This window comes from Acidovorax sp. Root568 (genome assembly GCF_001427445.1).
Lineage (GTDB): Bacteria > Pseudomonadota > Gammaproteobacteria > Burkholderiales > Burkholderiaceae_C > Acidovorax > Acidovorax delafieldii.
This window is the reverse complement of sequence record NZ_LMGP01000018.1, coordinates 546,232-558,261: the sequence shown is the minus strand read 5'-3', so window position 1 is coordinate 558,261 and position 12,030 is coordinate 546,232. Positions and strand designations below refer to the sequence as shown.

The following is a 12,030-nucleotide window of genomic DNA, read 5'->3' as shown; positions in this document are numbered from 1 at the left end:
CACCACACGCAGGTCAGGGCAACAGGTCCAGCGCCTGCAGGTAGGCAGGCTGGTACATCAGTTCATCCCAGGCTTGCGGCAGGGTTTCGGGCAGCAACGCCAGGCGGCGGGATTCGCTGTCCACACTGGGTTGCCAGCGCCCCTGGTTGCGGGCGTTGTCGAGGCCCGTGATGAGTTCGTCCACCGCCTTGCCCTCACCCACGCTCTGGTTGCACAGCAGCACCAGGTCGCAACCCGCTTCCAACGCCGCCACGGCGGCATCGGTGTAGCTGACCACCTGGCCGTCCAGGCGGCGGGCACCTTCCATGCTGAGGTCGTCGCTGAAGATCGCGCCGTCAAAACGCATCTGACGGCGCAGGATGTCTTGCAGCCAACGCTGCGAGAAACCGGCGGGGCGGCTGTCCACCTTGGGGTAGATCACATGGGCCGGCATCACACTGGTGAGGGTGCTGCTGAGCCAGGGGTAAGGCGCCGCATCGTCGGCCAGGATGGCCTTGAGGCTGCGCTTGTCTACGGGTACCTCGGTGTGCGAGTCCGCCTTGACAAAGCCGTGGCCAGGGAAGTGTTTGCCGCAGTTGGCCATGCCCGCCTGCAGCAGGCCGTGCATGAGGCTCTTGGCCAGCAGCGCCACCACACGGGGGTCGCGGTGGAAGGACCGGTCTCCAATCACTCCGCTTTCGCCCCAATCCAGGTCGAGCACGGGCGTGAAGCTGAAGTCCACACCGCAGGCGCGCAATTCGGTACCCAGCACATAACCCGCCGCCGTGGCCGCATTGGTGGCGCGCAGGGCCCCGCTGCCGGGCACAGCCTTGGCACCCTTGCCGTCATCCATCCACATCTCTCCCAGCGCACGCATGGGCGGCAGGTGGGTGAAACCATCGGTGCGAAAGCGCTGCACACGGCCGCCTTCGTGGTCCACACAGATCAACAGGTCGTCGCGCACGGCCTTGATGCTGCTGGTGAGCTGCAGCAGCTGTGCGCGGTTTTCCCAGTTGCGGGCAAACAGGATGATCCCCCCCGTGAGTGGGTGCGCCAGGCGGCGGCGGTCATCGGCATTGAGGGTGGTGCCAGCGACGTCGAGGATCAGGGGTGCGTGTTCAGTCATGGGACGTTTCAAGGGTCAATTGCTACTCAATTGATAGCTATCAGCACATATGAATCATGCGCCTCAAGGTAATTTGGTTTGGATTTTTTCTACCACACAGAAGCTGGCGGCGTAGTCGGTTTCGTCGGTCACGCTCAGGTGCGCCTGCAAGCCCTGGGCCTCAAACCATTCCTTGAGCGCGCCGTGCAGCACGATGACAGGTTGGCCGCTGCGTAGCTTGGCGACCTCGCAGTGGCGCCAAGTCATCGGCATGCGCATGCCCAGACCGATCGCCTTGCTGAAAGCCTCCTTGGCCGAGAACCGGGTGGCCAGGTAGCGCAAACCCCGGTCGGGCCAGCGCGCGCTGCGTTCACGCCAGGTGGCCAGTTCGCCCTCGGCCAGCACCTTTTCAGCAAAGCGGTCGCCGTGGCGCGCCAGGCTGGCCGCGATGCGGCGCACGTCGCAGATGTCGGTGCCGATGCCGTAGATCATGAAATTTCAATCAAAATGGCTAGAAGCGCTAGTGAAACATGCCTCCGCAGCTATCAAATCAGGAGTTTCCTGCGCCCACAAAGCCCTGGGCAATGCAGTCCAGGTACGCCTGCACGGTTGCGGCGTAGCCCAGCTCCAGCGCATCAGCAATCAGCGCATGGCCAATCGAGACCTCCAGAACGCCCGGCACTTCGCGCACAAAAGCAGCAAGGTTGTCCCGGTTGAGGTCATGGCCAGCGTTGACGCCCAATCCGACGTCCAGCGCAGCCTGGGCGGCTGCGGCATAGCGTTTGAGCTCGGCCGCCTGCTGTGCCGAACCCCAGGCGGCGGCATAGGGCTCGGTGTACAGCTCCACCCGGTCGGCTCCCACGGCCTTGGCCGCAGCCATTTGCTCAGGGACCGGGTCCATGAAGAGGCTCACGCGCACACCCAGGGCCTTGCATTCGGCCACCAGGGGCGCCAGGCGCTCGGCATCTTGCGGAAAGCTCCAGCCGTGGTCGCTGGTGAACTGGTCCTCGCTGTCAGGCACAAAAGTCGCCTGCTGGGGGCGCACCTGGCGAATGAAATCCATCAGGTTCTGCGACGGGTTGCCCTCGATGTTGTATTCGCGGTCGGGCCAGGCCTTCATCAGGGTTGCCAGCTCATGCACGTCCTGGCCGCGAATGTGGCGTTCGTCGGGCCGGGGGTGCACCGTGATGCCCTGCGCACCCGCTTGCAGGCACAACTCGGCCGCGCGGGTGACGCTGGGAATGCCCAGGTGTCGCGTGTTGCGCACCAAGGCCACCTTGTTGACGTTGACTGACAAGGCGGTGCGCTGGGGAGAGTGAGAGGATGGATTCATAGGGCCTGCAAATCAATCATGAGCTGGCGGGTGCGCAGCGTCGGGCTGCCGCAATGGTATTGCAGCAGGGCACGCAGCTGCGGCTTGAGTTCGGTCGCCACGGGGGCACATGCGCGCAAGGTGGCGGTGTAGCTGGCCACGTCATCCAGACCATGCTGCAGGGCCCGCCACTGGCTGCCCAGCAGGCCTGCGCGGTCCGCTGCCGACGCGGCACGCAAGCCGCCTTCGGGCACCAGGGTGTAGCGGGTGCCCGGCTCCAGGGGGGCGAAGGTCATGGTCTGCACGTCCAGTCCCGGCAAGAGGCCGATCTCGCGCAGGAGCAGCAGCTCAAAACTGCGCAGCACCGCCTCGAGCGCATCGCCATGCTCACTGGCCAGCACGCGCACCACTCCTGCATAGGCATCAAACAATGCAGGGTGCGGGTCTGCCCTCGCCAGCAGGCGCAGCAGCAGTTCATTGAGGTACATGCCCGACAGCAGCGCATCGCCCGTGGGCATCACATGCCCCCCCACCCATTCAGCGCCCTTGAGCGTGTGGATGTCCGCATGGCCATCGCCCGTGAGCGTGTAGGTCACCAGCAAGGGCTGCAGCGGCAGCAGCACCGGGCGGAAGTTGGAGCTGGGCTTCTTGGCCCCTTTGGCCACCAGTGCGGTCCGCCCTTGCTGGCGGCAGAAGACCTCCAGGATCAGGCTGGATTCGCTCCAGTCGTAGCTGTGCAGCACGAACGCAGGTTCATCAGAAATGCGCTTGGCTACGGCCACGGTGCTGCGGGGATGAATGGTACGGAGGGATCGCCCGTGACGCCTGCTGCGGGGTGTGTGCGCAGGAAGACGGGGAAGTCAGCTTTCGGGACTTACTCGTAGCCGAAGGAGCGGACCCGGGCTTCGTCATCGGCCCAGCCGGAGCGGACCTTGACCCACAGCTCCAGAAACACCTTGGCGTCCATGAGCTTTTCCAGCTCCTGGCGGGCCTCGGTGCCAATGCGCTTCAGGCGCTCGCCCTTGTCGCCAATGACCATCATCTTGTGGTTGTCACGCTCCACCACGATGGTGGCGGCAATCTTGACGAGGCGTTTGTGCTGCTTGCTCTTTTCCTCATCGAACTTGTCGATGACCACGGTCGAGGTGTAGGGCAGTTCGTCGCCCGTGAAGCGAAACAGCTTCTCGCGCACGGTTTCAGAGGCCAGGAACTTCTCGCTGCGGTCGGTCAGTTCATCCTCGCCATACCACCAGGCCTGCTCGGGCAGGTATTTGGCGCAGATGCCAAACAAACGCTCGATGTCGCCCTTGTTCTTGGCCGACATGGGCACGAACTCGGCAAACGGATGGCGCTCCTGCATGCTCTTGAGCCAGGGGGCCAGCTCGGCACGGCGGTGCACCATGTCCAGCTTGTTAGCCACCAGCAGCGTGGGAATGCCCGGCTTGAACAGCGAAAGCACCTTGGCATCCGCCAGCGTGAAGTTGCCGGCTTCCACCACAAAAAGGATCAGGTCCACGTCGCCAATCGCGCCCATCACAGTCTTGTTCAGCGACTTGTTGAGTGCGGTGGCGTGCCGGGTCTGGAAGCCAGGGGTGTCCACAAAAATGAACTGCGTCTGGTCCAGGGTGCGAATGCCCGTGATGCGGTGGCGCGTGGTCTGCGCCTTGCGCGAGGTGATGCTGATCTTTTGCCCCACCAGGGCATTGAGCAGGGTGGACTTGCCCACGTTGGGCTTGCCAACAATGGCGATCACACCACAGCGTTGGCCGGGCACAGCCGCCGGAGCCCCCGCAGCAGCCAGCATGGCTTCCAGATCGTTTTGCACCGGGGCGCTTTCAGCACCCTGGTCAGCAGCTACATCTTTGGTAGCGTCATTCATAAATTCTTTGCTTTCAATGTGGCCAGCATGGCCGCGGCGGCGGCTTGCTCGCCTGCCCTGCGGGAACCGCCGATGCCACGCTCGGTCAGGCCCAGTTCGGGAATATCGCACTCGACGTCAAAGGTCTGGCGGTGGGCCGCACCCACCGTCGCGACCACCTTGTACTGCGGCAGCCTCATTTTGCGGCCCTGGAGCCACTCCTGCAACGCGGTTTTGGCGTCCTTGGATGCTGCCTGCATCTGCGGGTTGATCTCCACGCCCTGGAAAAGACGGTGCACCAGCGCTTCTGCGCTGGTGTAGCCGGCATCCAGATACACCGCCCCAATCAAGGCCTCCAACGCGTCCGCCAGGATGGAGGGGCGCTGCTGCCCCCCTGATTTCGCCTCACCCTCTCCGAGGCGCAGTACCTCTGAGACTTTGAGTCGTACCGCCAACTCGTGCAACGTGTCCTGCTTGACCAAATTGGCCCGCACCCGCGACAAGTCACCCTCGGGCAAGGCAGACAAACGCTGGTACAGCAGGCTGGCCACCGCCAGGTTCAAAACGGAGTCGCCCAGAAATTCAAGCCGCTCGTTATGGTCCGCAGAGAAACTGCGGTGTGTGGTGGCACGCTGGAGCAGCGAAGGATCAGCAAACACATGCTGCAGGCGATCCTGCAGCGCTAAAAGACCGGGCTGCACCTAGTTGGTCTGCGCATCAAAGCGGTAGACCAGATAGGCTGGGCCCGCCAGAGGAATCTCGCGCGAGTATTTGAACGACACCACCACCTTGTCGCCTCGCTTCGTTACCTCAAGGTCTGACCCCTTGATGGATTTGATGTCGTCAATGGCCGCAGCACGATCAAACGCAGCGCGCACCCCGGGCACCGTACTCTCCACCTTGGCCTTTTCAATGGCCTTTTTCGCCGAAGCGAATTCCAGGAAGATCGGAACTGATTGACCTCCGATAGCAAAAGCCGCCACGGCGATCAGCCCCACAAAAATCAGCCCGAAAAACGACAGCCCGCGTTGGCTTGAGCGGCTTGCAGTGCGATATGTCTTCATCAATGACCCCCTCAATGTTATTGGCAAGCGCCCGCACTCAATGGAACGAGCCGATGCGCTTGAGATTACCGAAATTCATCCAGACAAAAAAGGCCTTGCCCACGATATTGCTCTCGGGCACGAACCCCCAGTAACGGGAATCCAGTGAGTTATCGCGGTTGTCACCCATCATGAAGTAATGCCCCTCCGGCACCTTGCAAGTGACACCTTCCACACTGTAGCGGCAGTTTTCACGATAGGCAAAAGTGCTGGCGCCTTGTACGAAAGCGGGCACATCGGGGTTATTCAACAACCGATGGGGCTGATCGCCGAGTTGCTCTTCAAACTGCTTGAAGTAACGCATGGAGTCTTCTTCAAAGAAGTCGGGCAACGCCTTGGTGTCAACAGCTTTACCGTTGATGGTGAGGCGCTTGTTGATGTAGGCCACCTCATCGCCCGGCACCCCTACGACACGCTTGATGTAGTCCATGCTGGGCTGTGGTGGATAGCGGAACACCAGAACATCGCCGCGAACGGGCCTGGAGCCCTCGGTCAACCGTGTGTTGATGACAGGCAGTCGAATGCCATAGGTGAATTTATTCACCAAAATCAGGTCACCAACGAGCAGCGTTGGGATCATGGAGCCCGATGGAATCTTGAAAGGCTCGAAAAGAAACGAGCGCAAGAAAAACACCGCAGCGATGACTGGGAACAACCCCGCAGTCCAGTCCAGCCACCAGGGTTGCATGAGGATGCGGCCCTTGGCTTCCTGCACATCCACATCCACCTTCTGGATGCCCATGCGATCCAGCTCTGCACGCCGCTCAGTTGCTGCGTCCTCGATGGCCTGCGCCGCGCGGCGCCGCCGGGGCAGAAAATAAATGCGCTCTGCCAGCCAGTAGATGCCGGTGACGACCGTCGCCAGAAACAAAAGCAGTGCAAAGTTGCCCTCGATAGCTCCGGTATACCAGGCACCGATATAGCCCACGAAGGCCGCCAGCACCAGTGACGTCAAAATTTGCATGAACTGCATCAATCTTCCACCTGCAAAATGGCCAGGAATGCCTCTTGAGGCACCTCGACCGATCCGATCTGTTTCATGCGCTTTTTGCCTGCTTTCTGCTTCTCAAGAAGCTTGCGTTTGCGGGTGATATCGCCGCCATAACATTTGGCCAACACGTTTTTGCGCAGTGCCTTGATGGTTTCGCGCGCAATGATGTTGGCGCCGATGGCCGCCTGGATGGCCACGTCATACATCTGGCGGCTGATGATCTCGCGCATCTTGGCAACCACTGCCCGGCCGCGGTACTGCGACTGCGAACGGTGCACGATGATGGACAAGGCATCCACCTTTTCTCCGTTGAGCAGGATATCAACCTTCACCACATCGGAGGCACGGTACTCCTTGAACTCGTAGTCCATGGAGGCGTAGCCGCGCGAGACCGATTTGAGCTTGTCAAAGAAGTCGAGCACGATTTCACCGAGCGGCATTTCGTAAGTGAGCATTACCTGGCGACCGTGGTACGCCATGTTCATCTGCACGCCACGCTTCTGATTGGCCAGCGTCATCACCGGGCCGACATAATCCTGCGGCATGTACAGATGGACCGTAACGATAGGCTCGCGGATTTCCTCCAGACGACCCTGGTCAGGCATCTTGGAGGGGTTCTCGACCATGATCACTTCGCTGTCGGCCTTGACCACCTCATAGACCACACTGGGGGCCGTCGTGATGAGGTCCTGGTCGAATTCGCGCTCCAGCCGCTCTTGCACGATCTCCATGTGCAACAGTCCGAGAAAGCCGCAGCGGAAGCCAAAGCCCAGCGCCTGACTCACCTCGGGCTCATAGTGGAGCGAGGCATCGTTGAGCTTGAGCTTTTCCAGGGCGTCACGCAGCGAGTCGTACTCACTGGCTTCGGTGGGGTAAAGACCTGCGAACACCTGGGGCTGGATCTCCTTGAAACCAGGCAGCGCGTCCGTAGCAGGCCCTGCATTGTTGGGGAGCTTCTTCTCGAGCGTGATGGTGTCACCCACCTTGGCGGCCTGCAGCTCCTTGATGCCGGCAATGATGTAGCCCACCTGCCCTGCATCGAGGGAATTGCGCGGCTCGTTGGCGGGCGTGAACACCCCCAGGTTGTCGGCGTTGTACACCGCGCCCGTGGCCATCATCTTGATGCGCTCGCCCTTGAGCAAGCGGCCATCGACCACACGCACCAGCATGACCACCCCGACGTAGCTGTCGAACCAGCTGTCGATGATCATCGCGCGCAGCGGGCCATCGGCATTGCCACGTGGTGCGGGCACCTTGGCAACAATCGCCTCCAGAATCTCATCGATTCCCATACCGGTTTTGGCAGAGCAAGGAATCGCGTCGGTGGCATCAATGCCGATCACATCTTCGATCTCGGCCTTGGCATTGTCTGGATCAGCGTTGGGCAGATCCATCTTGTTGAGCACCGGCACCACTTCCACACCCAGATCCAGAGCGGTGTAGCAGTTGGCCACAGTCTGCGCTTCGACCCCCTGCGATGCATCCACCACCAACAGCGCACCCTCGCATGCAGACAGCGAACGACTCACCTCGTACGAGAAGTCCACATGCCCTGGCGTGTCGATCAGATTGAGGTTGTAGACCTGCCCATCCTGGGCCTTGTACTGCAGCGCAGCGGTCTGCGCCTTGATGGTTATCCCACGCTCTTTTTCGATATCCATCGAGTCCAGAACCTGGGCCTCCATCTCACGGTCTGCAAGACCTCCGCACCGCTGAATCAAGCGGTCGGCAAGCGTCGACTTGCCATGGTCGATGTGCGCAATGATGGAAAAATTTCTGATGTGATTCATCAACGGAAAGCGTCAAGTGATTGAATTAAAACAGTGCGCACAAGAAAAAAGGGCGCGTCGAATGGCGACGCGCCCTGAACCAACAATCATTGGCAACTGCGATAGTTGGAGCTTCATTGTAGGCAAAAAGGCCGCCTGAAAAAGCCCGACCCTCGGCATCCAAGGGAAGTTGCCAGGGTGCAACAGGAATTTTATACACAGTTTATGCACAGTCTGCACAAGAACAACGCTGGACAACTTGTGGGTGAGCTGTGGATCAACTGTGCATTGCTCAAAAACATCCCACATCGTGAACAGAGCGCCCGTCGATATGCAGATAAGCGTTGAACGCAAGTCTCTATTCTATCGAAACTGGTTGATGGACCTCTGAAAAGTTAGCAAAAGCTAACATCTAGACTGGTGTGGGCGCTTCCTGCCAACCCCTCAAAAAAAACCAGGCACCGACAATGGCCACCTTGAAACGTAGGGAATGGCCCGACTCCGGGCCATCCTCGTTCTCGCTTGTGCCGCTTATCTGCCGGGGCGAATCAGCGCGTACTGAGCCCACTCGCCACGGCGATACAGCACGTTGATGGACTTGCTCTTATCAGCCTTGGACAACACGGATTCAAACTCTTTCACGCCCGCCACTTCGGTGTTGGCAACCGACAGGATGATGTCCCCTTCCCGAAGGCCAGCGCGTGCTGCCGCGTCCGTGGCGGTCGCCACGACCACCCCGCCCTTGAGCTTGAGCTCCTTCTTCTGGGCATCCGTCAGTTCCGTCACTGACAAACCGATCTGCTGTGCAGCGGCAGAGGCCTTGGGCTTCTCCTCGCGCTCGGCTACTTTGGTGGCGGGCTTGTCAGGCTCAATCTCCGCGATGGTGATGGCCAGATCGCGGGATGCACCGCGACGGAACACCGTCACCGAACTGCGATTGCCTGGTTTGGTGTTGCCCACAAGGCGCGGCAGGTCTGCCACCTTCTCGATGGGTTTGCCATCAAAGCGCGTGATGATGTCGCCCGCCTCCACACCCGCTTTGTCGGCGGGCGATCCTGCCTCCACTCCGGTCACCAGAGCGCCCTGCGCCTTGCCCAGACCAATCGACTCAGCAACATCCTTGGTGACTTGCCCGATCTGGACACCGATACGGCCACGCGTCACACGGCCCGAAGCGCGCAGCTGCTCACTCACACGGATGGCTTCATCCATGGGGATGGCGAACGAGATACCCATGAATCCGCCAGAGCGGGAATAGATCTGGCTGTTGATGCCCACCACCTCACCACGCATGTTGATAAGCGGCCCGCCAGAGTTTCCGGGGTTGATGGCCACATCGGTCTGGATGAAGGGTAGGTAGTCACCCGTATCGCGCTGCTTGGCACTGACGATGCCCGCGGTGACCGTGTTTTCCAGCCCAAAGGGTGAACCGATCGCCATTACCCACTCGCCCACTCGGAGGCGACTCACATCCCCCACTTTCACAGCAGGCAATCCTGACGCCTCGATCTTCACAACGGCCACGTCAGTGCGCTTGTCAGCCCCCACGATGCGCGCCTTGAACTCACGCTTGTCCGTCAAGGTCACAATGACCTCGTCAGCGCCTTCAACCACATGCGCGTTGGTCATCACAAACCCGTCAGAGGTCAGAATGAAACCCGATCCCACTCCACGTGGCTGCGCCTCTTCTTCCTGTTGAGGCCGTTGAGGCCGCTGTTGACGCGGAGCATTGGGGATGGGTACCCCAAACCGGCGAAAGAATTCCAGCATCTCTTCGTCCATGCCATTGGCGTTGGCTCGACTGGACGCTTTCTCGACGGTGCGGATGTTGACCACTGACGGCCCCACCTGATCCACCAGATCGGTGAAATCAGGCAAACCCCGAACCAGCGGTGCAGGTTGTGCCAACGCCGCATGGGGCGCTACCGAGACCGTGGCCAGACCACCCATCAGGCATGCCACTGCCACCGAACGCAACATACTTCCATCAAACTTCGGCATCTTCGACCTTTCTTGATTCTTGGCGAATGCTGTTCACGAATTGTGTGTGACTGTGAAGAGTGTGACGCCAAATGGTTCCCCGCATTCGTCACGCCCTCCATGCCCACACAAACCGCCAAATGACCGGGTATGGCGGCCCGCAGTCATCTGCAGCGCGGCTGTCAGCGCAGGCGCTCCAGCTGACCTACAAAAAGGCGCAGTGTCTGCAGAGGTACCTCTCCCACTGCGGTCAACCACGTGTCTGACGGCCCACGCTGGGCTACCAGCTGTGTAGCGCCCATGCTGGACACCTGGGGCTGCGCGGGATGACGCTGCGGGTCGAAGGGCTCCAGAAACAACGACACCGAGGCCAGTCCATCGGAGTACAGGCACTGCAAGACACTGGAGGCATCCGGAGCGTCAGACATCGCCCGTCGGTGACAGCTGACAGGCACAAACCCAGCCACGGGCTGGCGCAAGGCCCAACCTTCGGCCTTTGCCGTAGTTTTGACCACTGAGGGTGCAACCACCTTGTAACCCGACGTCGCGTCCATCAGACGCGTCAGCTGATCAACCTTCACCGGCGCATTGAGATCCAGCTCAGAAAAAGCCGCTTGCTCCAAGACCCGACCATCAGCCGCCAGCGTCTGCAGCTTCACCACCAGCCCGGTTTCGCGCTCGCTCCAGAGCCGATAACCGAAACGCAGGGTATCCGTAGGCTGAAACCAGACCACGTCCGACACGAAGCCAGCCACCCGCTCCTGCCCCAGCAGGCGGGGCGTGTAGAACTGGGCGATCGATGTACCGCTGACCACAGGTACGCGCGGAAAGAGCCCAGATGCATCGCGGCGGTCTGACCGCACAACGCGCGCCTGGGGCAGGAAGGTACGAACTTCGTCGTTACGGCGATAGACCGTGCGCGGAGTGCCACTGAGCGATTCAACCCGCTCCAATTGTTGCTGGCCATCGCATGCGTGCCAGATGCGTGAACTGGACATGGCGCCGCTGGCCGACAACACCACAAAGGTTCCGGCATAGGCTCGGCTGCACGGTGCGCTGTGCATGCGCTCGATCCACTGCGCCATGTCGCGCTCGGCCACTGCGGTGGTAGTTGACTCAGAGGATGCAGCAGGAGCCCCCGCGACAGGCCCCACGAACAAACCACACATCGCTGCGGCTATCAACGAGCCAAGCCATCGAACCCGGGTATTTCCAAAGACCTTCGCAACTCCAGGGGGGTTCATCACACTATCTCAGCGCCAGACATACCGTTCACGATTCAGCGGCCAGGAGTCTCAAAAGTAGCGTTGCGCAAAAAGCCAGCAGGCATCTGCAGGGCCGACGTACTGCCAAACTGCTTATGGGCCGCCAGCAACTCATCCAATCGAGGATCCCGGATCATCACTTGCTGGCCGTCCGCATCAGCAACAGCTACGACAGGCGCGCCTTGCGCAGTCGCACGCTCGGGGGAAGACGCGGCCAGTTGAGCCCCAGCTCCACCCGCCCCCTGCAGTTGGGAGAACGAAGTCCAGCCAATGGCGGCCACAGCGGCCAGCGACGCAAAGCCCGCAACCATCTTCCAACGGAAAACCGAAGCATTGGCAGCCACAGGCAGAGGGGTCGCTACGATGCCCAGTTGGGCTGGAACATGGGGACGCTGTGGCGGAGCCTCCTTGGCCAGCTCTTCGCGCAAGCGGGACAGAAACGCTGGATTTGCTGGCCGCGCCAAATCAGAAGAACGCAACGCATCGCCCACAAGGTGGTAAACCGCCCATGTGTCACGTCCTTCGTCTTCCGCCGCCCAGGCCAGCGCATCGGCAAACTCATCGCCGTGCAGCTGACCATCCGCCAGAGCAGATAGCTGTTCGCTCCGTCCGCCGGTCAAGCTGACGTCCGCCGAGGCGGTGATACCTGTTTGTGCCTTGTTCATTCA

General features: G+C 60.8%; 12 protein-coding genes. All 12 read right to left on the bottom strand.

Annotated elements, in window-relative coordinates:
* Positions 1-13: 13 nt before the first annotated feature.
* The 12 genes from nagZ to ASD75_RS20295 all read right to left on the bottom strand — a co-directional run bounded on the left by nagZ (position 14) and on the right by ASD75_RS20295 (position 12,027).
* Entirely contained in the window at positions 14-1,105 is a 1,092-nt protein-coding gene (gene nagZ / locus ASD75_RS20350) for a beta-N-acetylhexosaminidase (RefSeq protein WP_056747602.1), read from the bottom strand.
* A gap of 63 nt (positions 1,106-1,168) precedes the next feature.
* Positions 1,169-1,576, bottom strand: a complete 408-nt coding sequence (acpS, locus tag ASD75_RS20345; RefSeq protein ID WP_056747600.1) for a holo-ACP synthase — start codon at positions 1,574-1,576, stop codon at positions 1,169-1,171.
* Between the two features lie 58 nt (positions 1,577-1,634).
* Positions 1,635-2,417 carry a pyridoxine 5'-phosphate synthase gene (locus ASD75_RS20340; RefSeq protein ID WP_056061388.1) on the bottom strand — a complete coding sequence of 261 codons (783 nt, stop codon included), beginning with the start codon at positions 2,415-2,417 and terminating at the stop codon, positions 1,635-1,637.
* Positions 2,414-3,178: a DNA repair protein RecO gene (gene recO / locus ASD75_RS20335; protein ID WP_056061385.1), complete on the bottom strand. Its 765-nt coding sequence runs from the start codon at positions 3,176-3,178 to the stop codon at positions 2,414-2,416. The genes ASD75_RS20340 and recO overlap by 4 nt, the downstream gene beginning before the upstream one ends.
* A gap of 92 nt (positions 3,179-3,270) precedes the next feature.
* The gene (gene era / locus ASD75_RS20330) at positions 3,271-4,275 is read right to left on the bottom strand and encodes a GTPase Era (RefSeq protein WP_056061381.1); all 1,005 of its coding nucleotides are present in this window, start codon (positions 4,273-4,275) and stop codon (positions 3,271-3,273) included.
* Positions 4,272-4,955, bottom strand: a complete 684-nt coding sequence (gene rnc, locus ASD75_RS20325; protein ID WP_056747599.1) for a ribonuclease III — start codon at positions 4,953-4,955, stop codon at positions 4,272-4,274. The genes era and rnc overlap by 4 nt, the downstream gene beginning before the upstream one ends.
* Positions 4,956-5,318, bottom strand: coding sequence for a DUF4845 domain-containing protein (locus ASD75_RS20320; protein ID WP_056747597.1), 363 nt, complete (start codon positions 5,316-5,318; stop codon positions 4,956-4,958).
* Positions 5,319-5,355: 37 nt separating this feature from the next.
* On the bottom strand, positions 5,356-6,330 hold the full coding sequence (gene lepB / locus ASD75_RS20315) for a signal peptidase I (protein ID WP_056747595.1): 975 nt from the start codon (positions 6,328-6,330) through the stop codon (positions 5,356-5,358).
* Positions 6,330-8,138 carry a translation elongation factor 4 gene (gene lepA, locus ASD75_RS20310; RefSeq protein WP_056747592.1) on the bottom strand — a complete coding sequence of 603 codons (1,809 nt, stop codon included), beginning with the start codon at positions 8,136-8,138 and terminating at the stop codon, positions 6,330-6,332. The genes lepB and lepA overlap by 1 nt, the downstream gene beginning before the upstream one ends.
* Before the next feature lie 510 nt (positions 8,139-8,648).
* Positions 8,649-10,097, bottom strand: coding sequence for a Do family serine endopeptidase (locus ASD75_RS20305; RefSeq protein ID WP_369817507.1), 1,449 nt, complete (start codon positions 10,095-10,097; stop codon positions 8,649-8,651).
* A gap of 182 nt (positions 10,098-10,279) precedes the next feature.
* Positions 10,280-11,182 carry a MucB/RseB C-terminal domain-containing protein gene (locus tag ASD75_RS20300; protein ID WP_369817506.1) on the bottom strand — a complete coding sequence of 301 codons (903 nt, stop codon included), beginning with the start codon at positions 11,180-11,182 and terminating at the stop codon, positions 10,280-10,282.
* A 194-nt stretch (positions 11,183-11,376) separates the two neighbouring features.
* On the bottom strand, positions 11,377-12,027 hold the full coding sequence (locus ASD75_RS20295; RefSeq protein WP_082522408.1) for a sigma-E factor negative regulatory protein: 651 nt from the start codon (positions 12,025-12,027) through the stop codon (positions 11,377-11,379).
* Positions 12,028-12,030 lie beyond the last annotated feature (3 nt).

Bases quoted from the DNA above. Each gene is read 5' to 3' on its own strand.
- ASD75_RS20340 (WP_056061388.1), bottom strand. From the start codon at position 2,417: ATGAATCCATCCTCTCACTCTCCCCAGCGCACCGCCTTGTCAGTCAAC.
- lepA (WP_056747592.1), bottom strand. From the start codon at position 8,138: ATGAATCACATCAGAAATTTTTCCATCATTGCGCACATCGACCATGGC.
- ASD75_RS20300 (WP_369817506.1), bottom strand. From the start codon at position 11,182: ATGGCGCAGTGGATCGAGCGCATGCACAGCGCACCGTGCAGCCGAGCC.
- ASD75_RS20320 (WP_056747597.1), bottom strand. From the start codon at position 5,318: ATGAAGACATATCGCACTGCAAGCCGCTCAAGCCAACGCGGGCTGTCG.
- nagZ (WP_056747602.1), bottom strand. From the start codon at position 1,105: ATGACTGAACACGCACCCCTGATCCTCGACGTCGCTGGCACCACCCTC.
- ASD75_RS20295 (WP_082522408.1), bottom strand. From the start codon at position 12,027: ATGAACAAGGCACAAACAGGTATCACCGCCTCGGCGGACGTCAGCTTG.
- lepB (WP_056747595.1), bottom strand. From the start codon at position 6,330: ATGCAGTTCATGCAAATTTTGACGTCACTGGTGCTGGCGGCCTTCGTG.
- ASD75_RS20305 (WP_369817507.1), bottom strand. From the start codon at position 10,097: ATGTTGCGTTCGGTGGCAGTGGCATGCCTGATGGGTGGTCTGGCCACG.
- era (WP_056061381.1), bottom strand. From the start codon at position 4,275: ATGAATGACGCTACCAAAGATGTAGCTGCTGACCAGGGTGCTGAAAGC.
- acpS (WP_056747600.1), bottom strand. From the start codon at position 1,576: ATGATCTACGGCATCGGCACCGACATCTGCGACGTGCGCCGCATCGCG.